The following is a 23,030-nucleotide window of genomic DNA, read 5'->3' as shown; positions in this document are numbered from 1 at the left end:
AGCCGCGTTGCCAGGGGCTGTGTGGGGCGCAGAAGTAGACGTCCATGTCGGTGGCGATGCTGAAGGCTTTGTGCCTGGCCATTTCCACGCCTTGGTCCCAGGTGAGCGATCCGCGCAGGTGCGCGGGCAGGGAGCCCATGGTTTTGATCAGGCCGTCGCGCACCGTTTCGGCGGTGTGGTCGCCGGGCAGGTGGACGAGCATGACGTAGCGGGTGGTGCGTTCCACGAGGGTGGCGATGGCCGTTTTGTTGTGGGCCCCGGTGATGTAGGGTCGGGCCGGAGCGCGACACCGGGATTGCTCCCGGCTCGTTTCTCCGACCCGCCCTCCGCACCGGACGTGCGACTCTCATCGCATCCGGCGCTCCACGGATAGACACTCAAGCCGTGTTGTCGGCGACGGCACGGATGCCCCCTGCTGGCCGCCTACCGGCCGGTCCGGGCGCGCATTACCCACCCCATGAGCAGTGAGTTCAAGCCGTGCGGCCGTCCCCGCTCCAATACGACGAGCGAGGGCTGCGACCGCTGCGGGAAAACCACCGGATAAATCCGGGTCCCTGGCCAGACGGACGCATCTGCGGCATCTGCGGCATCTGCGGCATCTGCTTCACCAACGCAACCCACCGATACGGTCAATGCACGCGCTGCAGCGCCGACAGACTGCTCCCCAGCCGGACCGATACAGGCGAGGACACCTGCCGCGAGTGCGCCGGCATCACGACGAACCTTACCTGTGACAACTGCGGCCGCGAAGGCGAGCGCTTCCGCGGCGGTCACTGCATCACCTGCGTACTCACCACCGATCTGACGGAGCTCCTCAGGCCAAATGACCCGCCCGACCTGCGGCTAAAACGCCTGATCAAGATATTGACCGACTCCACCCGGCCCGAGAGCCGCTGCTCAATGAATCGGTGACCGAGAGATCGAACTCTCCCGCCCGGCTTCCAACGAGCTTCCCAAGACGCCGGCGGGTTGAGCACCTCCGGGGCAATCCGGCTCACAACCGGATCCTGCCCGCGCTCGACGTCGTTTTCGAAACCGTCCATGGCGTTCTGGTAGCGCATGTCGCTGTCCATGTCCTCGAACATTTGCTCTTCGAGCCTGTCCCGCCAGTCGTCCGCCAAGTCCAGGTCGTAGGAGTCCAATATGACTTCGACCCGGTCAAGCAGGCAGCGCAGCGCCCGCTCCTGCCCAACGCACGAAGGGCGGCTCCATCCCCGGACCAATGCGGTCAACTCCGCAGCAACCACGAGAAACCTCTCCTACAAAGAGTGGCGCGCGGACTTGGTAGGGTCACGTTATGTTCCATCTACCTGCCAGTGCCTGAGGCATTACAGGTTCGAGGATCCGGAGAGTCAGGCCCCAAATTGTATGACCGTGAGCCCTCCGGACGGCAACTCTCCTCGGAGAGTTCCAGCCTGGGAAGTCGACTTCATCTTCCCCTACTGCATCATCGGATGCCAGCACATCTACCGAGACATCGAGCACCTCGTCCACCTCCATCGTTTGAGGCTTCCAGGTAAAGCTTGGTGCTATCCCTTGCAATTGCACTACGAAAGGTGAAATTCGGTAGTGGGTTGTATGAGTCTCGATTTGTTCGAGTTGAGCCAGCAAAACAATCTGCTCGGCGTTCAGTCCAAGCTCTTCGCTAGCTTCTCGAAGGGCCGTGGCCCAGGGCCCTTCATCCTTTGGCCCCCGGTTACCTCCGGGCAGAGAAATTTGGCTTCTGTGTTGTCCGCGTTCTGATCGTTTTATCAGTACTAGGCGAAGCTTCCCCTTTTTATCCCTATAGAAAGGTATAGCGACTGAGGCCTGGCGCAGCTCCTGCATTCGTCTCTCCGGAGTGATCTTTGGCAATCAAATCAGATACCCATTTTTCATCCTGCCCGGTGTTCAGACCTGATCCAGTCCAAGTTCCCCCAAGAAAATGGCTGGCATCCTCCCCGCTCATACATCCGTGACCTGCGTAATGGACGTCCGGGGGTGCGCCGGTCGCGCAGGACACGGTGGGCGGCCAAAGAACCGGTACGGATGGGCTAAAGCAGCAGCCCCTGCAGATGCTCAGCGGCTACACCGAGCTTTCCCCCAAGTTCGGCTCGCAAACTGTCAGACATTCGGTGAGCCGGTACGGAAACATTGATTCCGTAAAGTGTGCCGCTTGGTCCCGTGATGGATACGGCAACCGAGGTGACACCGTCTTCGCTTTCTTCTTGACTTGTGGAATATCCTATCCGGCGAATCTTGTCGAGTTCGGCCTCAAGGTCCGCCCGTAACGTGATTGAATTTTCCGTCAAACTGGGGAGGTCTTGGTTTGGGTACAGGGCTCGTAGCTGCTCCTGGGTGAGCCGGCCCAGCATCGCCTTTCCTGTAGCAGTGCAGTTGGCTGGCAGAGTCATGCCTTGGCGGGAACCCACCCGCACTGCCCTTGAGCTTTCTATGGCATCAAGGAATTGGGCGTCTTTCCCCTCGAGCCTGGCGAAGTGGACCGTTTCACCGGTTTCTTTGAACAGCTGTTCAAGTACAGGACGAACGAGCGTCCTTATGTCCATCTGGCGCCTGATGGCGAAGGCGATGGAGCTCAGCGCTTGGCCTGGTTCATAGGCGCGGGTAGCCGGGTTTTGCCGCACGAAGCCGCGGTAGAGCAACATCCCCATAAGCCTGTGCGCCGTCGACGATGCAACGCCTAGATAGTTGCTCGCATCTGTTAAACGGATACTGGGTTGGGTTTCGAATAACAGGAGGAGCCGCAATGCATTGTCAACAGACTCGATAGGGTACTGCGGTGGGGGACCGTACTTGGACGCCGTCCCCGTTTCTGTAGACTGCATGCCTGCCATCGTACCCAGCACGGGCGTCAGTCGCTGCACTTTCCTGTCGGCGAGCTTCACCCAGATGCCTTCATCCGAGCGAGTTCATGCCTCCAGGCCATCTGCATGTTGAACGACCCACCGAGGTCTGGCAGTTCAGCCATGTCCGAGTCTGGAAGATCTTTCAGTGCTCCCCCGGCTGCCGTGACCTGAAGCGACAACCCAGCAAGGGTATCTACACTGATTGCCTGAAGCACTGCTTGCTCAACGGTCTCCGCGGCGCTGGTCAACCCGTGTCCGCGGAGCAGCACGACAGGACGATCACCCATAGCGTGGAGCATTTCCGCCGCCAACTGGCGGTTCCTGACCAGTACTCCCCGGGGATACACGGGTACCCCGCCTGCTGCCAGGCGGCTGCCGGGAATATCGAAGGCTCCGACGATCGGGCGGACGCCAAGCCCGGCGAGGTCAGCTGCGACGACCCGCGGTGGATGGGCGTGGACGACCGAGTTGATGTCTGGGCGTTGTCTTAGCAGCTCGGTGTGTAGGGGGAGTTCGTTGGGTACGGTGTAGCCCCCTTCCAGTTCCCCCTCAGCAGCAGGATTGCCGTCAAGGTCTACCAGGCGGATGTCGGCGGCTTCGGTGAATGCCAAGCCCCGCTCCCGGGGGCCCCTGCAGCGGACGAGTAATTTGTTCTCACCGAGTCGAAGGCTGATATGGCCGAGGATGCCGTCGGCCAGGCCACGGTGCGCCAGCACACGGCAGGCCAAAGCGATGGATTCCCTCTCTCCTGTATGTGTCAGGGGTGGCTGAGTCTGTTCCATCAGGATGCCGCCAATGGCTGGGAGTCCAGCATTGGTTCGAGTTTCTTCCGGAGTTCTTGAACTGTTATTCCCGGCCCCATGCCGCGTCGGCAGGCTAGAAGCGCCTTAGGCCAGTTCACGATGGCGGCACCACTGAGGTTGATGCCGTCAACCGTATAGAGAGCGGCGAAGCGGCCGTGAAGTTCCGGATGTCCGATAATGACGTGTTCGGCCTTTCCGCCTACCCGGCCTACGACTTGGATCTTCCAGTCGTGCTGGTCGCTCCATACGTACTCGACCGGGGTGTAGGCGCGCGGGCTCTCAGGGTGGGTTATGTTGTAAGCCACACACGCGCCCTGCTCGACGGCGTTCGTCCAGTGCTCGATCCGGATATCTTCGCCGTGTTTTTGGTGCCGCCACCTTGCGACGTCACCGACGCCGTAAATGTGAGGGGCGTCGACGGCTCGGCAGTATTCGTCAAGGACCAGTCCGTTGTCCACGAGCAGACCCGAAGAACTGAGCCATGCGTCGTTGGGAACGGCACCAATGCCGACCAGAACTGTGGCGGCCTCCAGTTTCTGGCCGTTGGTGAGCCGCAGGGTAAAGGAGCCCTGTTCACCGTCGATGGCCTCAACTCCGGTACCGAAGATTGTCGTCACGCCGTTACTGCGGTGAAGGTCTCCGAACCACTGTCCAACTTCAGGATTGAAGATGCGGCTCATAGGGATTGGGAGGGGGTCGATGACTGTTACTTCCAGACCAAGCGCCCGCGCTGTCGCCGCCGCTTCCGCGCCGATGAAACCTGCGCCGACAACAGCCAGCTGTCCGCCCTTTGCGAGGTCCGCACGCAGGCTGCGGCCGTCGTCGATGGTACGCAGAACATGGATGCCAGGCCGGTTGCCCCACGGAGATGGCCGGGCGGAGGCGCCTGTGGCTATAACAAGGTTGTCGAAGTGCAGAGCTTCTTGCCCTTGTAGCTGCAGCAAGTTTCCTGCGATGTCGATTCCGGTAGCAGCATGTCCAAGTTGCAGCTCTATTTCTAGTTCCCGCGCCTGATCGTGGTTCAGCAAACAGATGGAGGCTTCCGTCGCTGTACCCGCCAGGACACTTTTAGACAACGGCGGCTTGTCGTAGGGTAGTTCCGTTTCTTCGCCGACGAGGACGATGCGCCCTTCGTATCCCTCCAGGCGCAAGGACTGAGCAGTGCGCACACCCCCGATGGAGGAACCTACGATGACAGTTACTGTATCCAATTAGTCCTCCACTATAAGGGCGGAAACGGGGCAGCTGCGGGCTGCCTCTACGACACGGGCTCGGTCAGCCTCGGGTACTTCAGTCTTGAGGAGGACTACGATCCCGTCGTCATCCAGATCAAAATAATCGGTCGCCCCGACAACGCAGTTGGCGTACCCTTGGCAGGCTGCTAGGTCTGCTTTTACAACTGGCATGCTCAAACTCCTTGGCCTAAATGTTGCTGTTCTTCTTGAATTGGGGCGGTCGTTCATCTTCGGGGATGAGTGGACCGAACGGATTGCCGATCATGGCCGAGAACGTTGCCGGCGCCTGCCACGTCAGCGACTCGAGTTCCAGCGGGCACAGGGAAACCCACTGGCCAGAGCGCGGGGATTTGATCATCAGGCGGGACCCGTTCCGCGTCTCGACCCGGGTGACCTGAACTTCGGAGAATTCGTTGGCGATAACTATCGGCTCTCCGGTCGCGCGGGCTTCGAGCCGGACGCGCTCCTCGGCCGCCCGGATCGCTGCGAGCCGGTCATCTTCCTCGCCTTCCCATTCGAGTTTCATAGGAAAATGGCCAGGTTCTGCATCCGGATCACGGCCTCGTCCAGCATGATGGTGCGACGGGCAAGCTGCCAGCCCGTTGCGGTGCGGCGGAGGAGGTCTTCGCGTCCGGCCGATACAGTGGCGGCCTCGCCCACGTCGCCCCGGCTGCGGAAGAGCAGGACTGCCGATTCCGCGATGATTTCATCGGCCTTCTCCGTGCGGAAGGTGCGCACATTCGTGACGTAGTGGCGCAGCCTCGAAGGCGGATCTTCTGTCCAGGCGTGCTCGGTGGCGAAGCGGGCCACCCGGCGGCTGAGCGAGTATTTGTTTTCGTCCATGTGCGCCATGCCGGGGGATGTCGAGTAGCCGGCGCCGAGGGCGGTGGTGACGCGCACCGGCATCAGGTAGTGCATGTCGTCGGCAATGCGGGACAGCCACTCATCGTAGTCCTGCTCGTCGAGCAGGTAGGCCTCGTCCACAAGCCAGCGGTGGGCCTCCAGATGGAGTTCGTCATTGAAGGGGAGGCTCCGCCCGGTCCGCTGGGTCCGTGGTGCATGCGCTCCTAGTGCCGACTGTTCTGACAGTGTCGTGCCGCTGGCTTCGTGTGCCGTGTTAACTGTCATTTTTCTAGGCCTCCTGGGACATCATCGCTGCGGGCACGGTTGCTGCACTGCCTACGGACGGGGCAGCATCTCCGCCGGCCACAGCGCCGGCTTGGACCGGATCGATTCCGACGTGCAGCTGGGCCGCGGCTTGGACCGGGCGTTCGAGGTGGTCCGCCCAACGGAACAGCAGCTCGCGCTGGTTGTATTCGCTGTAGCCAATGCGGGTGGAGCCGGGGCCGGAATACTCTTTGGCGGTCAGCGGTTCCACCACGTTCTGGCCGTCCTCCAACAGGCCCATGCGGCCGTTGAGCAGCAGCCGCCGCGCCATGGAGCCGGCGGCGGTGTTGGTCAAGGACACCCAGTTTTCAACGTCGTCCTGCTCGAACATGCCGCCGCTGCCGAAGCACATCAGGTAGGCCTTGTAGGAAAGAGCCTTGTACTCTTCGGAAGCGTTCTTGTCCACGGCGAACCAGGAGAGCACTTCGGTTTCGTTTTCACTGATGGGCTGCCACATGCGGATGGAGATGAAGGGAAGGACCTCATCGGAGCCTTCCTCCACGCGCGGCCAGTTGTGCACGAAACTCATGTTGGGGAACAGCGAGGCGGCGGAGACCATGAACCCGTCCTTGCCCACCACGTCAAGCTGCTGCTGGGTCCACTGCTCCTTCATTCGCCCGATCATCTCGTCCGGGTAGCCCACATAGCGCAGCCGGTCCTCCAAGCTGCCTTCGGGGAGCTTGTATGTGGTGCCGCCGCCGTTGCCCGCCCAGTAGGTGGTGCCGTCCTTGCGCTTTTCCGCCTTCGGCTCGCGGAACAGGCCGATCTCCACCACCGAGGTGTGCGTCTGGGGCGTGTGATACATGTCCCCGGCGAAGTTTTCGGCGCCGATCTTCCAGTTCGCTTTGACCCGCCACCGCTGGGGGCCCCGGAGTTCGATGCCGTCAGCACTTTGCTTGGTGTAGTAATCCATGTAGAACTTGAAGTCGCCCAGGAAGTCCTCAAGGGGTTCCGCGTCAGGGTCAAGGCTGATGAAAATCAGACCGTTGTATATGCCCAGTGAAGGAGCCGGGAGCAGGGTCTGACCTTTTTTCTTGAAGCCTTCTTCCCCACCGTAGGCCTCTTTATGGAAGGGCAGACCCACGATGCGTCCATCGTTGCGGTAGGACCAGCCGTGGTAGGGGCAGCGGAAGTGCGAGGCGTTTCCCATCTCGGCCCGGCACACCTGCATGCCCCGGTGGAGGCACATATTGAAAAGAGCACGGATCTCACCCTTTTCGTCTCGGGAAATGATAAATGAATCCTCGAGTACTCGGCGCACAACGTAGTCGCCGGCTTCGGGCACCTCGGATTCGTGGGCAACGAAGAGCCAGCTCCGGCCAAAAAGGCGCTCCTTTTCGAGCTCGAAGATCTCCTTATCGTTGTAAATGTGCGCAGGAATCATGCCGCGCTGCACGTCCTGGATAACGCTTGTCTGGTCTGTCATGGAAGGTCTCCTTCGTTGGGCCCGCATGTTTCTCTGTTTTGCAGAGAATGTTTCTGTATTCGAGAGGATCGCGCAAAATGTGAGGTTCGTCAACCCCTCTCACTTCCGTGGAGAAGCGTCGTCCGGCATCAGTGGCCGTTTTCAGGCAGATCAGAGTCGCGGGCGGCCCCCTCGCCCTTGTCCAATTGCCGCATCGCGGCCATCTCGTCGGCGCTGAGCGAGAAATCGAACACGGACAGGTTTTCTGTGAGCCAGAGTGGGTCTGAAGCCTGCGGGATGGGCACAACATCCTGTTGGACATGCCATCGCAGCAGGATCTGGGCTGGAGACTTATGCAGGCGCTGAGCGATCTCAATGATCATCGGGTGCGCCCGCAGTCCGGAGGACCTGCCGATGGGACTCCAGGCTTCAGTGACAGTTCCCAATAGCCGGTGGACGGCGCGCGGCTCTGTCCGTGCAATATCAGGGCTCAGTTGGATTTGGTTCACGTCAGGAACCACTCCGGTCGCATCAATGATTTCTTTCAAGTGGGAGGGTTTGAAGTTTGAAACACCGATGGCTTTAACACGGCCTTCCTCCAATAACTTCACGAGTCCCTTCCACGCGTCCACGTACTTGCCCAGGGCAGGCACCGGCCAGTGGCACATGAACATGTCCAAATGGTCGAGGCCGAGTTTTCGCAGGCTCTCGTCGTAGGCCCGCTGCACTCCATCAATGCTGTGGGACTCCTTGTTGAACTTGCTGGATATGAACAGCTCGGACCGTGGGACGCCCGCGGTGCGGATCCCCCGACCTACCGCTTCTTCGTTCCTGTACTGGAATGCTGTGTCAATTAGCCGGTAACCGCTCTGTACTGCGAAACATACCGCAGCTTCGCACTCGTCCTCCAGCATCGGCCAGGTACCCAGGCCTAAGCGTGGGATGGAGTGCCCGTGCAGCAACCTCAGCCGGGGAATCTCCGAAGCAGTCGTATCAATCGTTTCAGTTGTCATCGCCCAGCGCGTTGCAAGGCCAGCTACGTGGTTCGTCTCGTTGTCGCTCATGGCTTGTCGCTGCTCCAATCCGTTGTTGTTAGGCCGGGAAGACTCTGTTTCCGGATAGTGGCCGTTATCGGTCGCGTTGCAGATAAGTTCCCGATGGGAACTCACAGCCGATCCGAAAATCCCTTCCAGCGAACGGCTCCCCCCGGCCATCGACTCCGTGACCAAAGCCAGCATGGACGACAACCTGCTCCTGAACGGTATCGCCACCCGGTTCCTCGGCGACGTCGACGATGATTGGCAGGTCATCGTCGCAGCCCAGCGAGGGCGTCACGCAACTGCCCTACGGTCCAGGCCTGAACGGCGTGTTCGAAGTCCATTGTCAGATCCTTTCACCTGGCACTGACAGCCAAGGCGATGACCATCGCTTCAGTCCTCGCCGTCGAGGGCTTCAGCCTTGATGGTTCCGGCGGCGATGCGTTCCTCGGTCTCCTGGTAGCAGCGCTCCAGGTATGCTTCCAGGTCATCCTCGCTGACACGCCACATGCGGCGGCCTCCACTCAGTTGCAGGGCGCGCAGCTCCCCCGATGAAACAAGGGCGTATACAGCCGGCATGCCCACGTTCAGGATCTCCTTGACCTGGGCGAGAGTCAGCAGCCGCGGGAACCTCGGCTTCTCCGGTTCAAGTGCTGGCGTCCGCTCGATGTCCTTGCTCCACTTCGGCATGCTTACTTGTCCTCGTTCCGGTGTCGGATTTCTTCGCGGGTGCGCTGCCCAGGCCGGAGTTCCCCCGCGGGGACCCCCGGCCATTTCCTGCCGCCGTTGTACTTGCGCTGCAGCCGCTTCACTTCCCGCAGCGTCGCCGCCTCGATCAGGTCGGTGATGGACGCGTACCCCTCGAGGTGGCCGGCTTCCTGGACGGCCGCGCGCACCTGGTCGGCGTCGGATTCAGTGAAGTAGGGCGAGAAGGATTTATTCTTCTTAGGCACCGGGAGCCTTGGTCTCCGGGGCGACGCGTTGCAACAACGCGGTGTGTACCGCCTCCAGGGTGGTGCTGCGCGCCTCGGCGCTGGCGAGCTTCCTCTCCGCCTCCGCTGCCGCGCCGGCGGCAGCGCGTTCTGCCGCACGTGCTTCCTCGAGCTCCGAACCCAGGGCGGCCAGCCGCTGCTCCAAAGCCTTCACCCCGGACTCCAAAGCGGTGATGCGGGCCTGAAAGTCGGCGGCCGCGGATTCCTTCTCCGCCGCGGCCTTGTCCAGGTCCCCCACCAGTTCGGCGATTTCCTGGTCTTTGTCCTTGCGTTCCTGCGCCCAGGCCATCTCGACGGCGGTGTGCCGTTCGGCGGCCTGATTGGAGGCCTCCGCCCAGACGGCTGCGGCGAGCCGGGTCGCCTGTTCGAGCAGGCCGGGCGGCGTCGCGGCCACCTGTCCCCCGGCAGCGAGCTTTTCCTCGTTCCATTCCTTCAGGTACCGGGTAGCGTCCGCGTTGCTGACACCCGCAGCGGCACGGACCGTCGAGACGGTCGGGCGGCGCTCGGCGCTGATCTGCTCGGCGGCGGCAAACACGCGGTCTTTCACACTCGTCATCGTGGCGGCTTCTCCAGTAACAGTAGTAGGAGTAGTAACTCTACTACTCCGACTACTACTTTTCATCCGCGGCGAGCATTCGAGCCAGCGCGGGAGCAAAAACTCAAGCGCGCCCTGTTCCTCTCCGCTTCGCGGCCCTGCACCCACCCGCCACCATATCCTTCCTGTGAGCCTGCGGTAGTGCCCGGACGCCGGGGCCTCTGCCGGCGCGGTGTATATAGCGACGTCGTGTGACCGAGCTCAGGTGCTGACAACAGCATCGGCCACCTCCGGGGGAATTTGCTGCGGTTCTGCGGCGATCCCGGCACGCCGGGACAGGGCGCGCAGACCGAAGACTAGACCAATCGAGACGGCGAGCGGAACGGCGAGCACGAGCGAGATCGTGGTGAGGCCAAAGCCCGCGCCAATCAGGGTCCCGCCGAGTGCACCATAGGTCAGGGTACCGAGCCGACCAGCGAATCCTGCCGACCCCATTCCCGTCGCTCGGAACTGGTCCGGGTAGGCCAGTGTAGTGATGGATTGCATGGCAGCCGCACCCGCGGGGAGCGACAATCCGATCGCGAACAGCAGCGCGAAGTAGCCGAAGAAGCCGAAGCCGGTGCCGAAGGCGGCCACGATCAGCAGGCCTATCACGCCCCAGAGGGTGACACCTGCCAGAGCGATGAAGCGATCAAAGCGCTTTAGGATGAACGCGATCGCGAACTGGCCGATCAAGGCGCCCCAGCCGTACATGGCGACGATCAGTCCGCTCTCGGCCGTCGACAGACCGGGGGAGGGGGCCTGGAGAAGAACCGGCATGTACTGCAGAACCAGCAGGCCCGACCCCTGCACCACGAAGAACACTCCCCAGATCAGCAGGGTCACTCCGAGTAGTGGCCGCGACAGTATCTCGGCGAACAAAGCCTTCGCGCGCGCCTCGCCGGCACCGAGGGTGAGACCCGCACGGGTGAGATCCACACCCGCGATGTCGCGGTCGGGCGCCACGAGAGCGAGGGCGCTTCGGATGCGGGCTTCCGGAATGCCGCGCGAAACAGAGATGATGGCCGGTTCGGGCACGAGCACGATGAAGAACGGCAGGATGATCAGAGGCGTCAGGCCCGCGATCAGCACCATGACCTGCCAACCCAGTGTGGGAATGACAGCCGCAGCCAGGTAAGCGCCGATGATGCTGCCGAGTCCGACACCGGCGAAGGCGATGCTGACCATCTGGGCCCGCCTTGCCGCGGGCACCCAATCGGCGACGATCGTGAGAGCGACCGGCATCACGGCCCCGAGCCCGAAGCACGAGATGATTCTGAAGGCCGCGAAAGAGTAGATGTCGCCTGTCAGTCCGAGCCCGGCAGTGGCAAGGCAGAACAAAACGAAGCCGACCACCGTCACGCCCTTCCGGCCCCAGCGGTCGGCGAGCGGGCCGGAGACCAGTGCTCCGATCGCCATTGCGACGACCCCGCCGGAGACAACGAGGGTGACCGCCGAAATTGGCACGCCCCAGTCGCGGATGACCGGAGGAAAGAGATGGCTGACAATTGTGATGTCCATGCCATCAGCGATCATGACGAAGAACATTATCAGCACGATGATGCGCTGGCGCCGGCCGATGGGCAGCGAGTCTACGAAGGCACGGACGCCCGTCGGAGGTGTGGGGACTGTGTTCATGATGGTGGCGCCTTTCCAATCTAGAAATCACCGGGAAGGTCGTCACTCAGACGGGATCCCCGTTGATCCGTAATGTGAATAATCAGACGACCGCTCTGCCCACAGCTGAGGCAGTCGCGGCTCTACTGCGGGTGGAGCGATTGGGTGATCGGGTGATCGGGTTCGGCGAGAGTTGCGACGTACTTCTGGCGAATGCCCGCCCAACGGCGGCCAACCTCCGCGCCCCCTTCGAGGTAGGCGGCTGGGGCGGTGCCGTAGGGATGCCGGCTGGGGCCGGGCACGATGTAACCGGCGGCCTCGAACTCGGCCCGGTCGATCTGGATGCTGTATGGCATGAACTTACTTATGTCGCCGCCCGGGAACAGGGGCTCCATGGCCCACGCGATGTCTTCGTGCACGGTACGGGCGTCGTCCCAGAGTCCCTCCACGATCGCACGGCGGAGCGCCATCACGGGTTCGGGGCCGCAGGCCACGTCACCGCTCCAAGCCGCCGGCACCTCGCCTGGGAAGGCCTCGAGTGAGGGGAGCCAGTTGTCCGCGGTGGGCAACAGAGGAAAGCGGCCTTTTACAGCGGCCAGGTCGTTCGCGTAGGCGTCACTGCCCGACAGTACGCCGAGATGCTTCGATGCCACGATCTGCGGGATCTCCGCCAGCGCCGCGTAGGCGGCGGAGGAGATTTTGCCCTTGAACACTCCAGAGTTGTCGTAGACGACGACGGCGGCAGCCGGAACGGCATCGCACACGGCCGCGTAGTAGGACACCAGCTGCTCGTCGTCGAGAGGCAGCCACATTGGTCGCCCGACGAACAGACCGTCCGCACCGAGCCCCATCAGGGCGAGGCTGCGGGCGATCGTGTCGCGGGTGTTCAGCGTCGAGGCCCCGCAGAAGACGGGGATGCGATTAGCGACCGTACGGATGACCGTGTCGTTGAACGCCAGTAGTTCTTCATAAGTGAGGGTAGCGACTTCGCCGAAGGTGCCATTGGTCAGCAGCACGTCAACACCGGAAGCGACGATGAGCTCGACCATGCGCGCGGTCTCTTCGAGGTCGACGGTGTCGATCGCGTCCGCACGGTCGGCTCCCGGCTTGGAGGGAGTCGGTACGATGCCGACCAGCCCGACGATGTCGGAGGAGCTGACCGTGCGACCTGTCACAGTTCGTCCTGGTCGTAGAACGCGCCGGGACGGTAGATCGGCTTGAGCGAGGGCGAGGGATTCGCGGGCGCAGGGGTCGCGTTGAGGATCGACTCGGGCTCTTCATAGAGCAGTCCGAACGCCTGCAGCGCGGGAATGTCATGCATCGAGAAGAGCTGAACCGGCTCGGTGGCGGAGTCGTTCGTCCACCGGAAGTTCGTCCAGTTCGGGAGCGTGATGACATCACCTGCCGAGAACGTGATCGTCTCGGTGTCAGTCTGCATCGTGCCCGAACCCGAGATGACGTAGGTGATCGCGCTCGATGAACGGCGGTGCGTGCGGCCATCGAACCCGGGGGCGAGACGCTGCACCCAGCAGTCCATGGTCGGCATGGTGGGCCCGCCCGTCACGGGGTTGGCGTAGCGCAGGGCGAGTCCGTCGAACTCATTCCCGGCTGAGAGATCGTAGAGGTCGAGTCGCGCCTTGGCCTCGGCCCACGGGTAACGGATCGGCAGGCGGCTGTCGCGGCCGCGCTCCCACGTCGGGCGCAGCCAGTGGCTGCGCGTGCCGATGCCCTCGCTCGACGACGGGCGCACGTTCTGGCTGTCATCACCGTAGGGCTCGTAGAAGACCTGTCCGAGTGCGAACAGCAGGCCGATGTCGAGACCGTCGAGCCACACCACGTCGGTGTCGCTCGGGTTGTGGTGATCGTGCCAAGCGAAGCGTGGAGTGATGAGAAGGTCGAAGTCCTCCATTGCCAGCCGCTCGCCGTCGACGGTCGTGAAGGCGTCCGGGTGACCTTTCGTCACGAAGCGAACCGCACCCATGGTGTGTCGATGCGACCAGCAGACTTCGCCAGGTTTGACGAGCTGGAAGCCCGCCGAGATGGTGTGGGTAGTGGCGCTGCCGCGGTCCACCAGCCCCGGGTTGATGAAGGTCAGATGGCGACGGGCCGTGTCGACCGGGCCGAGCGCGGTGGTCGCTTCATCGAGGGCAACCTTCACGTCGTCCCACGACCAGCGGAACGGTACGCCGGCGGGGCGCGGGCCCCCGATCGCGCGCATGAGGTGTTCCTCGGCGATCCACTGGCCGCGCAGGTATTGCTCGGCCGCGCGCTTATCGAAAGCTGCGAGCGTCGCGGCCTGTACCGCCTCAGATGTTCCGGTGTTGCTCGAATCCATGGGTGGTCTCCTTCGACCCTAGGCCGACCCTAGGCGAACCTACTCTTCCAATCATAATACGTTTCTGTTGTGCGGAGAGCAAGATGGCCAATGGCTGCAGTACGATTTCGGCGACGGGCCCGTCATCGACGAGCGCAAGACGGTGTTGTTCGTGGCCTGGCTGGCGTGGTGCCGGTTTCGGATCGTGATTGCGCTGCGGGACCGGACAGCGCCGAGCGTGTTCGCGGCGCTGGATCGGACGTTCCGGATCTTGGAGGGTGCCCCGACCTACGTGTTCAGCAGTTCCGGGTTGTAGACGTCGATATCGGGGGCGGATCCGAAATAGGTCAAGGTGACATTGGCGTTGCTGTCGCGGATTTCATCCAGCGAGTTCTTCTCCGGAGTTCCGTAGGTTGCCCAGTAGGTGCCCGTCACGAGGAAGACCTTCTTTACGGGCATCCGTGCCGTGGCCAGCTCGGTCCTGAGTGCGAGCACGTGGGCGGCGTAGGGGAAGCCGTAGGCCGGTTTCTCGTCGGTGTAAACGATCACGAAGCTGCCCGTGGCCTTCTCGTCGTTGGCGGCGTAGGTTGCCATCATTTGGGCGTAATCCAGTGGTGCTGCCTCTGCCGGTGCGTCCATGCGGAGGGTTGCTCCAAGGGTGCCGAAGCGGGAGGTCAGCACGACAAACGACTCCTTGGGCTGGTTGCCCAGCAGGTGCGGGACGGCGGCGAGCAGGTCAGCGGAACCGGAGATGGTCAGTTTTTCAGTCATGGTTTTTGTCCTTGCAGAGACGTGGGGGGTGTGGGGCGGCCTAGGTGACCGGCCAGCTTCCCTTTCCCCCCGACGCTTCTATGTCTGTCAAGCGGGTGGAAACGGATGCGGACGCGGCTTTGGTGACCGGCCAGCTTCCCCTCTCCCCCCGTTGTTTTGGCTGCTGGCGAAGCTTGCGGAGCTGTGGCCGACGGAGGCCTGTCTACCCGTGAGGGCAAGGGTCGGGAAATTCCCGGAGGAAGTCAGCGACGAAGGAGCGCCGCAGGGACATTTCGTGCGCCGCAGGCCCCGACGAAGGAGGGGCTAGACGGGCCGGAGCGGACACGTACAATCCGTCAGGACAGCAGCCAAAACAGAAAAATGCTTCTACAGCCCGAGCGAAGCGAGGCCCGTTTCAGCAGTTGTAGGGCTGAGGCCGGCCCCTTGGGGCCGGCCTCAGTTTTCCCTCAGCAAAAGGAAACTTGTGCTGCAGGGTCATCACTGCGGAAACTTACAGGTCGAGCGGGGATTTTTCCCAGGAGATATCAACGATGGGGGCGCCTGGCTGCGGCATGGTCAACATCGAGAGCTCGAGAACGTCCTGGGCATGAGTGGCATCTGCAGGTGCTGCGTCTTCATCCGTGAGGATGTACTCGTGGCTCATGTGCTGCTCCCAGGCTGTTAGTGGTTCGTGTTCCTTTTCCACTGTAGCCTGGCGTCCGGCCGTTGCCGCTTGTGGTGCTGCGCCCGCGGCAGCGTTATCGGCGGCCGGAGGAGCGCATGCGGGGGAGGCCGCCGACGCACCTAAGGGGCCGGAGCCGTTACCGGCCCGGCCCCCCATTCGTCTAGCGGTGCCGCTTGTAGGCGGTTGCCTGGTTCTTCGCGACTGGGGCGATGGTTCCCCGGCTCACCAGCTGGTCCATCAGTTCTGCGAGCCGATAGCCCGGTGTATCAGCCAGAGCAAGCTTGAAGTGGTCTGCAGCTACTGACGACTGACCCTTCAGGTACGCCAGCCATCCGATCAAGGTCAGCAGGGGCGCACGGTACCCTTCCGGCGCGGCGTCAATGAGGTCCCTCGCGGTTTCCTGCGCCCGGTCCACCCGGTCCCAGTCGGGGGCGATCCCCTCCCCCATGAGCAGATTCGCGCTTTCCTCGGCGTCCGGCAGCTCCGGATCGATGACGTTGCAGAGCAACGTGTCGCGTAAGTCCGGGCGCTGAAAGCATGCCAGCAGCTCCACCGCTGTCTGCGGATCCATCCACCCGTCCCGGGTCAGGACCTCTGCCCACAGTTCCCGGCCCGGACGCAGCTCCGCGCCGAGCACTCCCGGCAGGGCGTGGCGGATCTGCTCCTCCCTGTCTGCCGGGCCTGCGAACGGTGCGTAGCTGGTGCCTGGAGCCTTTTGGTAGCTGCTGCCACGGAACGCCATCTCCGCGTTCAGCTGCCCGTCGGTGATGGATTCCAGCGGCTCGGGCGAGCAGCACCCGGCGTCACTGTCGCACAACAGGTTTTGCCATTGCGACGGGGTGACCAGCCACGCGTCCTGCAGTGGGGTACCTGCACCCTCCAGCGCTTCAATGACAGCCTCAACGTGGTCGTGGAAAGGGCGGGACTGTCCGAGTGTCGGGGTGCTGGCTGTGTAGATGGCCAGCAGCACCGCCGTGGCCTGAGTGTCCAGTGCGAGGTAGTCCACCATGGACCCGGCGAACCCGGCGGGTTCGGCGAACGCGGGGACGTCGACGCGGAGTGTCGCGCCCAGCGTCTTGCCCCGCATGGTCAGGAACACAAAGGATTCCCGCGGTACAAACCCGAGGGAGTGCGGAATGAAACCGAGGATGTCGGCGGGGCTGGAGATACGGATTGCATCGTTCATGGTTCTACGTCCTTTGCTGAGGAATTGGTGGGTGGGGCGGCTTAGGTGACCGGCCAGCTTCCCCTCTCCCCCCGTTGTTTTGGCTGCTGGCGAAGCTTGCGGAGCTGTGGCCGACGGAGGCCTGTCTACCTGCAGGGCAAGGGGCGGAAATCTTCGTAAGGAAATCAGCGACGAAGGAGCGCCGTCGAAGAATTCCTCACCGCGGGCCCCGACGAAGGAGGGGCTAGACGGGCCGGAGCGGACACGTACAATCCGTCAGGACAGCAGCCAAAACGTCGTAGACAGAACAAGGCCAGGGGCGGCGGAGCCCTGCGGAGCCGGCGCTGGCCCCACAGCCGGCCGCGCCAGCGGACGCCCTTTTCCTGGTGAGCCCTGCGAACCCTCCATCAGCAGCCCGGGTTTTTTTCGGCGTCCCTGACTTTGGCGGCCGCGCGCCCCCTGTCCCCGGCCCTGGGTGTGCGAATGGCGGTCCACCGCAGCCGACCCACCGCGCAAGCCGGCCACGACGGCGGACCGCCACCGGTGACCGCCCCGGCAAAGGGACGGTCACCTGGAGGGATTAGGTTGCGAGGAGTTCGGCCAGTTCGGCCGCATCGGACACCAGCACTGCCGCGCCTTCTTTTAGGAGCCGGTGGCATCCTGCGGAGTTGGCGCTGTGCACGCTCCCCGGGACGGCCGCTGGGGTTAACCTCTGTTGGTGGACACCTGAAGTAGCGGGATCCTTGGATTCTGCGGGAAGGTGTTCTTGTGAGCACGACACGACGTAAATTCACTCCGGAGTATCGGCGGGAGGCAGCGCGCCTTGTGATTGATACGGGCAGGCCGGTCGCGCCGGTGGCCCGTGAACTGGGCTTGGGCGAGCAGTTGCTGGGCCGGTGGGTGGCCCAGGAACGGGCCCGGCTGGGAGCTCCTGAGGAGTCCGCGGCAGCTGAGCCGGGGAACTCTGAACTGGAACGTTTGCGGCGGGAAAACGCGCAGTTGCGGATGGATAACGAGTTCCTGGGAAAAGCCGCAGCCTTCTTCGCTTCCAAGCAGCAGAATCGGAATGCTTTGAGCTGATGGAGGCGGAGAAGGCTAACTACCCGGTCCAGCGGATGGCCCGGCTTTTGGGAGTGTCCCGGTCCGGGTTCTACGCCTGGCGCCGCCGAAGCTCCGAGTCCTCGGAGCGGGCCATCGTGCGGGCCGAGGTGGATGCGAAGGTCCGCCGGGCTCATGCGGATTCGTACGGCATCTACGGGGCTCCTCGGGTCCAGGCGTCCCTGGCCCGGAACGGGACCGGCGTTGACAGGAAGACCGTGGCCTCTTCGATGCGCCGCCAAGGGCTGGAAGGGATCTCCCCACGGCGTTTCCGCCCGGTGACCCCGATCGGTGAGGCCCGGGTGCATTCCATTCCGGATCTTGTGGCCAGGAAGTGGGATACCGGGGCCCTGGACGCGGTGTGGATTTCGGACATCACGTATCTGCGCACTGATGAAGGCTGGGTGTATTTGTGTGCTGTCCGGGACGCCTGCTCCCGGCGTGTGATCGGGTGGGCGATGGACTCGGTCCAAACCACCTCCCTGGTCGAACGCGCACTGCGTATGGCTTACATCCTGCGCGGCGGCGGCCCGGTCGGCGTCGTGTTCCACGCCGACCGCGGCACCCAGTACACCTCTACCCAGCTCAACGATGTCTGCACCGGACTGGGCATCCAACAGTCCGTCGGCAGGACCGGGGTGTGCTGGGATAACGCCATGCAGGAATCATTCTGGTCCACCCTGAAGACCGAGTTCTACGACCGACGCCGCTGGGCGACCAGGCACGACGCGATCCGTGCAACGGGCCGCTGGATCGAGGAGTTCTACAACCGCGCCCGGCTCCACTCAGCCCTGGGCTACTCCACACCCGTGGAACACGAACGACTCCTCAGCACGAATAGACCTCAGCCGGCACAAGCCGCCTGATCAACTGTCCACGATTTGCGGGTAACCCCACCGCGACATGCCGGGCAATAGTTTCGGCGTGGTGCGCGGTGTTTAGCGCCCCTGAGCGCCAGCGGGCTTCCACGACACAGGTCACCCCTGCGAGGGCGGCGATGATGCGGTTTCTCTGCAGGAACCTATACCTGGTCGGGGCGGAACCGGGCGGGAGCTCTGAGAGGGTCAGGCCGTTGCCGCGGATCGCGGCCGCGAGGTCAGCGTTACCTGACGGGTAGTCCCGGTCAAGGCCTCCGGCCAGTACCGCAAGGGTCGCCGGTCCTTCTCCTTGGCTCCCGGCTAACGCGGCGCGGTGCGCGTGCGCATCGATGCCGTAGGCCAGCCCTGAGATCACGCAGATTCCGCGTTGGGCCAACCCGTATGCCATGTCCCCTGTAACGGAGGCGCCGTAGCTGGTGGCGTCCCGTGAACCGGTAAGGGCCACACACTTTGAAGGTGCCGGGATGCCGTTGTCGATGTTGCCCCGGTACCAAAGCCCGTAGGGGGCGTCGGGCAGATCGTCCAAGCCTTCGGGCCAGTGTTCATCTCCTGGGATGAGGAACCCGCCGCCCAGGCGTTCGATGGTGGCCAGGTCCTTTTCCGGGTCGACCTCCGGAACACGCAGGGCCCATCGTCTCAACGCTTCCGACAGTTCTTCGGCCGTGGCCTCTGGTATGGCGTGTACGGGCTGCGCGCCGGTGGCGAGCCTCAGCGCGGCGTACGCGCCGAGCCTGCCCACGAGGGCTCGCCCGATACGGTCGCCGGGTTCGAAGAGTCGGGTCAGGGCTGCGCGTGCAATGCGATCGTTCATGGTTTCTTTCGTCCTTTGCTGAGGATCCGGTGGGTGGGGCGGCTTTGGTGACCGGCCAGCTTTCCCTCTCCCCCGGGCGTTTTTTGCCTGCTGGCGGAGCATCGCGGAGCTGTGCCCGACGGAGCCGGGGCAACCCGAAGGGCAAGCAGAGGATGGGTTGTGGGAGGAAATAAGCGAAGCGCCGACACAATCCATCGGCTGCGCAGCCGTCCGCAGGACGGTTGAGCAGGTGGAGCGGGCACATACGATCCGAAGGACAGCAGCAAAAAACAGAAAACTGCTTCTACAGCCCGAGCGAAGCGAGGTCCGTGCAGTAGACCTGGGCGCTGGCTAAGTGAGGCCGGAAACCGGAGTCTTCAGGCAGCGCGTGGCCGCCGGGCTAGGTTGTGGTGCTCTCGCGTGTGGCACTGGCTTGCTGGTGGCGGTAGAGCGTTGCGCGGCTCCAGCCAACGAGACGGGCGGCGTCTTCGGCGGTGCGCCCCTTGGCGCGAGCCTCCTGGGCGATCGCGAGTTTGTCTGCGATGACGGCGGGGTCGGACAGCGGCCGGCCGAAGCGTGTGCCGTTTTGACGTGCTGCGGAGATGCCGGCATTGACTCGCTCGACGATGAGCTCGCGCTCATACTCGGCAAGGGTTGCGAGCATGTTCAACATCAGTCGGCCGGTCGAAGTTGCCGGGTCGATGCCATCGGAGATGGACCGGACCTGGACACCGCGGCCGCGCAGCAGGGCCACCGTGTTCAGCACGTCGATCAGCGACCGGCCCAGCCGGTCGACGCGCCACACAACAACGGTGTCGCCTTCCTCGGCGTACTCGAGGAGCCTCTTCATACCGGGCCGCTCGATCGCCGTTTTGCTACCGGAGGTCACGTCGGCAAAGACGTCCCGTTTCTGCACACCAGCGGCAACCAGCGCGTCCAGCTGGAGCTGGGCGTCCTGGCCTGAAGTACTCACGCGGGTATAACCCAGTAGCCTCACACAGCAATTCTGACTCGAAAAGCCCCAACAGTGCCCCCAGCGAGACGACTTGCAGTGAGACGGTTTTACGAGACGCGGGCAGGGCAGTGTTTCCAACGACTTGCCTGGCTCCAGAGAAGGCCGATGGAATGTCTCGAAAAGCTGTTGGTTTTCAAGACACTGTTCAAGGCGGTTTCCTTCCCTTCCAGCTGGCATACCGTGTCTAGCGCCGGCTGGCGATCAGGTTCGCGCCTTCCCGCGGGCTGCTTGCAATTCCCACCAAGTCAGCGCGGCGGCAGTTTGGTGGGAAACAGCGGGCGACAATCCGTGCAGACGTTGATGTCGGAATCCTGCGGTCCGCGTGCCAAAGTAACTTTGCGTTCAAGTTCCAGCCGGGCGTGCAGGGACCAGGCCATTATGGTCAGGGCCAGCAAGCCGACTATGCCCTGGACCGAGGGTAGGGCCTCCCTGGGCGAACCGGCCCAGATCAGGCCGAGCAAGCCCATAACAGGCCACCGCAGATCGCAAAGGGTAGGCGCCGCACCGATTGGCGCGACCGTATAACTGCCTGCCAGGAAGCCTGCCAGGATCGAACCCGCCCCTATCAGGGCGTAGCCTGCCCAGCCGGTTCCGGCGCCGAAGATCATACCCGTGGCGGCCGTCAGGAAGACGGCGGAGGCAACGGCCGCGATGACGGTCACCGTCATCCGCTTCCGCGACCAGTTGGCGAGCACTTCCGGTGACTGCCGCAGGCGGCGACGGGGGACGCTCTTCCTGCGCTGTTTGTTTGCCATCATGGCAGCTCCTGGTTCCGGGTGGACTGCCGCGGTTGCAGGGCAGACCAGATGATGACGATGGCTACCAGGGCCAAAGAGATGAACCCGAGACCCGAGTACCCGGCGGCGGCCAGCACGGGACCGGCCAAAGCCCCGCCGGCGGCTCCGGCGGCGTTCATGCCCAGGTCGGAGATGCCCTGAAGTGCGGGCCGGTCCTGCAGCTGCACCGACTCAGCGACCAGGGCTGACCCGGCGACCACGGACGCGGACCAGCCGAGCCCCAGCAAAATTAGGCTCGTGGTTACGGCGCTGCGGGAGTCGGCAGCGACCCCGGCCAACACCAGCGAAACCAGCAGCATCCCCTGGCCCACAAGAATGGTGCGCAGCGGCCCGACCTTGTCTGACATCCAGCCGAAAACGGGAGACAGCGCGTACATGCCTGCAATGTGCAGACTGATGGTCAGTCCAACCACGGTGAGACTGGCCCCGTGGTCGCGCAGGTGCACAGGGGTCATGGACATGAGCGCTACCATCGTGGCGTGACTGAGGGCGACGGCCGCTACCGCGTACCGGGCACGGGGGGTGGTGTTCAGAATCTGCAAGCCGCTCTGAGGCCGGGGCGCGGCAAGGTCCGGCACCCGTGCGGACATCGCGGTCAGGAGGGGGTCCGGCCGCAGGCCCGCCGCATAGACGACGGCGGCTGCAAGCTGGGCGGCCACGGAAAAGGCAAAAGCCCCTGTCAGCGGGGGCAGGCCAAGGGAGGCGCCGACGCTCTCTCCCGGATCGAAGAGGTTCGGACCCAGGACGGCGCCGATCGTCGTGGATCACACCACTATCGAGAGGTCCCGGCCCCCGGACCCGGGCAGAGAAAGGTCAGTTGCGGCGAAACGGGCCTGCAGATTCACCGCGGAACCTGCACCAAGAAACATCAGGCCCAGCAGCAACAAGGGAAAGAGTCCCAGGGCCGCGGAGGTGATGGCCGTGACGGCGCCGGCGCCCGCGATCAGCGCGCCCAAGGACAGCGACATCCGGCGACCGCGGGCTCTAGCCAGCCGGGCCAACGGGACGGCGGCGAATGCGGCACCCAGGGTACTCATCGTGGCGGCCATGCCGGACCAGGCGTTGGACCCGGAGAGTTGCGAGGCCAACAGAGAACCCAAGGACAACGTGGCGCCCATACCGATGCCACCGAGAACCTGCCCACCGACCAGAACACGGATGATGCGACGCTGGAGTCGCTGGTTCCCCATACCGGGCTCGCCGGAAGGAATGACCAGGCCAGGCCTCAAGCCCCCACCCGGTCTCAAGCCTCCGGGGCGCTCCTCCGTGTCCATGCCTATCCTCCTGGCGTGCGTATTCCTGCGCGCACCGCGCAGAGCTTCGTATACCCTTAGGGGTATCATACCCGCAGCGTTGAGGTCCGGGGCGATGGTGACGGAACCGCCCCGTTTCCCCACGGACCAGCCCGGCACGTGCGAAGTTGCAATGACCCGCGGTACGTCCGACACCCCCTAAAAGTTCCCCGCCGAGCCGTTCCCCAAATGTTTATACATTTGTGATTTTTCTGTGTAGATTGGGCCCGTGCCGCCCACCGGGCGCTGCACCCTTGGCCTGTTACCGAGCCCAGCCGCCCGCCAAGGCCCATACATCACAAGCTCCGGCAGGGGCGGGGGAACCAAAATACGGATTCGACATTGAATCCTCGGGGTTAAGCCGCCGGCAGGTACGTCCGGCGGCCGGGTGACTCCCACCCGCATCCGACAGCTCACCTCGCAGGTATCGGGAGAGGTTAAGCGGCTCTTCAGAATTGAGAGTGTAGTTTCGGTCTGAATCCGCCGGATTCCAGCAGCGATCTGGCGACATAGTTGGTGAGATTCCGGAAGCCGAGGGCAGATCCTCGTAGGTGTTCGAGTCTCCCATTG

At 63.4% G+C, this 23,030-nt stretch carries 27 protein-coding genes, 3 pseudogenes and 1 riboswitch; of the genes and pseudogenes, 2 read left to right on the top strand and 28 right to left on the bottom strand.

What is annotated here, in order from left to right; translation table 11 throughout:
* From HGO92_RS22225 to HGO92_RS22145, 19 genes and pseudogenes are all read right to left on the bottom strand, one after another.
* Window positions 1-265, bottom strand: a pseudogene (locus HGO92_RS22225) (IS30 family transposase); the annotation flags it as partial.
* A 505-nt stretch (window positions 266-770) separates the two neighbouring features.
* Window positions 771-1,247: a hypothetical protein gene (locus HGO92_RS22220; protein WP_169998751.1), complete on the bottom strand. Its 477-nt coding sequence runs from the start codon at window positions 1,245-1,247 to the stop codon at window positions 771-773.
* A 43-nt stretch (window positions 1,248-1,290) separates the two neighbouring features.
* On the bottom strand, window positions 1,291-1,827 hold the full coding sequence (locus tag HGO92_RS22215; RefSeq protein ID WP_169998749.1) for an NUDIX hydrolase: 537 nt from the start codon (window positions 1,825-1,827) through the stop codon (window positions 1,291-1,293).
* Between the two features lie 206 nt (window positions 1,828-2,033).
* Window positions 2,034-2,885, bottom strand: coding sequence for an IclR family transcriptional regulator (locus tag HGO92_RS22210; RefSeq protein WP_346769065.1), 852 nt, complete (start codon window positions 2,883-2,885; stop codon window positions 2,034-2,036).
* Complete coding sequence (gene phtC, locus HGO92_RS22205; protein WP_169998748.1) at window positions 2,882-3,628, bottom strand: 3,4-dihydroxyphthalate decarboxylase; 747 nt, start codon at window positions 3,626-3,628, stop codon at window positions 2,882-2,884. Before phtC ends, HGO92_RS22210 begins: the two co-directional genes overlap by 4 nt.
* Window positions 3,628-4,860 carry an NAD(P)/FAD-dependent oxidoreductase gene (locus tag HGO92_RS22200; RefSeq protein ID WP_169998746.1) on the bottom strand — a complete coding sequence of 411 codons (1,233 nt, stop codon included), beginning with the start codon at window positions 4,858-4,860 and terminating at the stop codon, window positions 3,628-3,630. The genes phtC and HGO92_RS22200 overlap by 1 nt, the downstream gene beginning before the upstream one ends.
* Complete coding sequence (locus tag HGO92_RS22195) at window positions 4,861-5,055, bottom strand: ferredoxin (RefSeq protein ID WP_013603014.1); 195 nt, start codon at window positions 5,053-5,055, stop codon at window positions 4,861-4,863.
* Window positions 5,056-5,071: 16 nt separating this feature from the next.
* The gene (locus HGO92_RS22190; protein WP_169998744.1) at window positions 5,072-5,410 is read right to left on the bottom strand and encodes a hypothetical protein; all 339 of its coding nucleotides are present in this window, start codon (window positions 5,408-5,410) and stop codon (window positions 5,072-5,074) included.
* Window positions 5,407-6,012: a 3-phenylpropionate/cinnamic acid dioxygenase subunit beta gene (locus HGO92_RS22185; RefSeq protein WP_169998742.1), complete on the bottom strand. Its 606-nt coding sequence runs from the start codon at window positions 6,010-6,012 to the stop codon at window positions 5,407-5,409. The genes HGO92_RS22190 and HGO92_RS22185 overlap by 4 nt, the downstream gene beginning before the upstream one ends.
* A gap of 4 nt (window positions 6,013-6,016) precedes the next feature.
* Window positions 6,017-7,477: an aromatic ring-hydroxylating dioxygenase subunit alpha gene (locus HGO92_RS22180; protein WP_169998740.1), complete on the bottom strand. Its 1,461-nt coding sequence runs from the start codon at window positions 7,475-7,477 to the stop codon at window positions 6,017-6,019.
* A 128-nt stretch (window positions 7,478-7,605) separates the two neighbouring features.
* Entirely contained in the window at window positions 7,606-8,685 is a 1,080-nt protein-coding gene (locus tag HGO92_RS22175; protein WP_440915798.1) for an aldo/keto reductase, read from the bottom strand.
* Entirely contained in the window at window positions 8,585-8,791 is a 207-nt protein-coding gene (locus HGO92_RS24795; protein WP_440915796.1) for a DUF6225 family protein, read from the bottom strand. Before HGO92_RS24795 ends, HGO92_RS22175 begins: the two co-directional genes overlap by 101 nt.
* Entirely contained in the window at window positions 8,763-8,837 is a 75-nt protein-coding gene (locus HGO92_RS24790) for a DUF6225 family protein (protein WP_440915797.1), read from the bottom strand. The genes HGO92_RS24795 and HGO92_RS24790 overlap by 29 nt, the downstream gene beginning before the upstream one ends.
* A 49-nt stretch (window positions 8,838-8,886) precedes the next feature.
* Window positions 8,887-9,183 (bottom strand): helix-turn-helix domain-containing protein, encoded by a 297-nt coding sequence (locus HGO92_RS22170; RefSeq protein WP_169998738.1) that lies wholly within the window; start codon window positions 9,181-9,183, stop codon window positions 8,887-8,889.
* 2 nt (window positions 9,184-9,185) lie between these two features.
* Window positions 9,186-9,446 carry a ParB family protein gene (locus HGO92_RS22165; protein WP_104190036.1) on the bottom strand — a complete coding sequence of 87 codons (261 nt, stop codon included), beginning with the start codon at window positions 9,444-9,446 and terminating at the stop codon, window positions 9,186-9,188.
* Window positions 9,439-10,041, bottom strand: coding sequence for a DNA-binding protein (locus HGO92_RS22160; protein ID WP_169998736.1), 603 nt, complete (start codon window positions 10,039-10,041; stop codon window positions 9,439-9,441). The genes HGO92_RS22165 and HGO92_RS22160 overlap by 8 nt, the downstream gene beginning before the upstream one ends.
* Window positions 10,042-10,281: 240 nt before the next feature.
* Window positions 10,282-11,697, bottom strand: coding sequence for an MFS transporter (locus HGO92_RS22155; protein ID WP_169998734.1), 1,416 nt, complete (start codon window positions 11,695-11,697; stop codon window positions 10,282-10,284).
* Between the two features lie 122 nt (window positions 11,698-11,819).
* Entirely contained in the window at window positions 11,820-12,851 is a 1,032-nt protein-coding gene (locus HGO92_RS22150) for a dihydrodipicolinate synthase family protein (protein ID WP_169998732.1), read from the bottom strand.
* Window positions 12,848-14,011, bottom strand: coding sequence for a cupin domain-containing protein (locus tag HGO92_RS22145; protein ID WP_169998731.1), 1,164 nt, complete (start codon window positions 14,009-14,011; stop codon window positions 12,848-12,850). Before HGO92_RS22145 ends, HGO92_RS22150 begins: the two co-directional genes overlap by 4 nt.
* A gap of 79 nt (window positions 14,012-14,090) precedes the next feature.
* On the opposite strand from HGO92_RS22145, the pseudogene HGO92_RS22140 reads away from it, so the two are divergent.
* Window positions 14,091-14,297: pseudogene (locus tag HGO92_RS22140) on the top strand (IS21 family transposase); the annotation flags it as partial.
* On the opposite strand, the gene HGO92_RS22135 reads toward HGO92_RS22140, so the two are convergent.
* The 4 genes and pseudogenes from HGO92_RS22135 to HGO92_RS23990 all read right to left on the bottom strand — a co-directional run.
* On the bottom strand, window positions 14,279-14,761 hold the full coding sequence (locus HGO92_RS22135; RefSeq protein WP_169998729.1) for a DUF4192 family protein: 483 nt from the start codon (window positions 14,759-14,761) through the stop codon (window positions 14,279-14,281). The pseudogene HGO92_RS22140 and the gene HGO92_RS22135 sit on opposite strands and share 19 nt — an antisense overlap.
* 490 nt (window positions 14,762-15,251) lie before the next feature.
* Window positions 15,252-15,404, bottom strand: coding sequence for a hypothetical protein (locus HGO92_RS22130; protein ID WP_169998727.1), 153 nt, complete (start codon window positions 15,402-15,404; stop codon window positions 15,252-15,254).
* Window positions 15,405-15,585: 181 nt separating this feature from the next.
* Window positions 15,586-16,611 (bottom strand): DUF4192 domain-containing protein, encoded by a 1,026-nt coding sequence (locus HGO92_RS22125; protein ID WP_169998725.1) that lies wholly within the window; start codon window positions 16,609-16,611, stop codon window positions 15,586-15,588.
* Window positions 16,612-17,170: 559 nt separating this feature from the next.
* Window positions 17,171-17,290: pseudogene (locus tag HGO92_RS23990) on the bottom strand (DNA-processing protein DprA); the annotation flags it as partial.
* Window positions 17,291-17,358: 68 nt separating this feature from the next.
* Here HGO92_RS23990 and HGO92_RS22115 point away from each other — a divergent pair.
* Window positions 17,359-18,554 (top strand): IS3 family transposase gene (locus HGO92_RS22115; RefSeq protein ID WP_169998723.1). Its coding sequence is split into 2 segments (ribosomal slippage): window positions 17,359-17,626 and window positions 17,626-18,554, totalling 1,197 coding nucleotides; the frame shifts between segments, so codons are not numbered across the junction.
* Here HGO92_RS22115 and HGO92_RS22110 read toward each other — a convergent pair.
* The 5 genes from HGO92_RS22110 to HGO92_RS24595 all read right to left on the bottom strand — a co-directional run bounded on the left by HGO92_RS22110 (window position 18,517) and on the right by HGO92_RS24595 (window position 22,442).
* Window positions 18,517-19,377 carry a DNA-processing protein DprA gene (locus HGO92_RS22110; protein WP_169998721.1) on the bottom strand — a complete coding sequence of 287 codons (861 nt, stop codon included), beginning with the start codon at window positions 19,375-19,377 and terminating at the stop codon, window positions 18,517-18,519. The genes HGO92_RS22115 and HGO92_RS22110 overlap by 38 nt on opposite strands.
* Before the next feature lie 379 nt (window positions 19,378-19,756).
* Window positions 19,757-20,353, bottom strand: a complete 597-nt coding sequence (locus HGO92_RS22105) for a recombinase family protein (RefSeq protein WP_169998719.1) — start codon at window positions 20,351-20,353, stop codon at window positions 19,757-19,759.
* A gap of 263 nt (window positions 20,354-20,616) precedes the next feature.
* Window positions 20,617-21,129, bottom strand: a complete 513-nt coding sequence (locus tag HGO92_RS22100) for a hypothetical protein (RefSeq protein WP_169998717.1) — start codon at window positions 21,127-21,129, stop codon at window positions 20,617-20,619.
* Window positions 21,126-21,827, bottom strand: coding sequence for an MFS transporter (locus tag HGO92_RS24600; RefSeq protein WP_346769064.1), 702 nt, complete (start codon window positions 21,825-21,827; stop codon window positions 21,126-21,128). The genes HGO92_RS22100 and HGO92_RS24600 overlap by 4 nt, the downstream gene beginning before the upstream one ends.
* 105 nt (window positions 21,828-21,932) lie before the next feature.
* Entirely contained in the window at window positions 21,933-22,442 is a 510-nt protein-coding gene (locus tag HGO92_RS24595) for a hypothetical protein (protein ID WP_346769063.1), read from the bottom strand.
* 307 nt (window positions 22,443-22,749) lie between these two features.
* A riboswitch (cyclic di-AMP (ydaO/yuaA leader) is annotated at window positions 22,750-22,901 on the top strand.
* Window positions 22,902-23,030: the final 129 nt, after the last annotated feature.

Origin of the sequence: Crystallibacter degradans (assembly GCF_012952295.1) — a bacterium.
Classification (GTDB): Bacteria; Actinomycetota; Actinomycetes; order Actinomycetales; family Micrococcaceae; genus Crystallibacter; species Crystallibacter degradans.
The sequence above is the reverse complement of the archived record's forward strand: the minus strand, read 5'-3'. Positions and strand labels throughout refer to the sequence as shown.

Excerpts from the sequence above, each read along its gene's own strand:
- HGO92_RS22215 (WP_169998749.1), bottom strand. The coding sequence starts at position 1,827 with ATGCAGGAGCTGCGCCAGGCCTCAGTCGCTATACCTTTCTATAGGGAT.
- phtC (WP_169998748.1), bottom strand. The coding sequence starts at position 3,628 with ATGGAACAGACTCAGCCACCCCTGACACATACAGGAGAGAGGGAATCC.
- HGO92_RS22195 (WP_013603014.1), bottom strand. The coding sequence starts at position 5,055 with ATGCCAGTTGTAAAAGCAGACCTAGCAGCCTGCCAAGGGTACGCCAAC.
- HGO92_RS22190 (WP_169998744.1), bottom strand. The coding sequence starts at position 5,410 with ATGAAACTCGAATGGGAAGGCGAGGAAGATGACCGGCTCGCAGCGATC.
- HGO92_RS22185 (WP_169998742.1), bottom strand. The coding sequence starts at position 6,012 with ATGACAGTTAACACGGCACACGAAGCCAGCGGCACGACACTGTCAGAA.
- HGO92_RS22180 (WP_169998740.1), bottom strand. The coding sequence starts at position 7,477 with ATGACAGACCAGACAAGCGTTATCCAGGACGTGCAGCGCGGCATGATT.
- HGO92_RS22170 (WP_169998738.1), bottom strand. The coding sequence starts at position 9,183 with ATGCCGAAGTGGAGCAAGGACATCGAGCGGACGCCAGCACTTGAACCG.
- HGO92_RS22160 (WP_169998736.1), bottom strand. The coding sequence starts at position 10,041 with ATGACGAGTGTGAAAGACCGCGTGTTTGCCGCCGCCGAGCAGATCAGC.
- HGO92_RS22155 (WP_169998734.1), bottom strand. The coding sequence starts at position 11,697 with ATGAACACAGTCCCCACACCTCCGACGGGCGTCCGTGCCTTCGTAGAC.
- HGO92_RS22145 (WP_169998731.1), bottom strand. The coding sequence starts at position 14,011 with ATGGATTCGAGCAACACCGGAACATCTGAGGCGGTACAGGCCGCGACG.
- HGO92_RS22135 (WP_169998729.1), bottom strand. The coding sequence starts at position 14,761 with ATGACTGAAAAACTGACCATCTCCGGTTCCGCTGACCTGCTCGCCGCC.
- HGO92_RS22130 (WP_169998727.1), bottom strand. The coding sequence starts at position 15,404 with ATGAGCCACGAGTACATCCTCACGGATGAAGACGCAGCACCTGCAGAT.
- HGO92_RS22125 (WP_169998725.1), bottom strand. The coding sequence starts at position 16,611 with ATGAACGATGCAATCCGTATCTCCAGCCCCGCCGACATCCTCGGTTTC.
- HGO92_RS22110 (WP_169998721.1), bottom strand. The coding sequence starts at position 19,377 with ATGAACGATCGCATTGCACGCGCAGCCCTGACCCGACTCTTCGAACCC.
- HGO92_RS22100 (WP_169998717.1), bottom strand. The coding sequence starts at position 21,129 with ATGATGGCAAACAAACAGCGCAGGAAGAGCGTCCCCCGTCGCCGCCTG.
- HGO92_RS24595 (WP_346769063.1), bottom strand. The coding sequence starts at position 22,442 with ATGGACACGGAGGAGCGCCCCGGAGGCTTGAGACCGGGTGGGGGCTTG.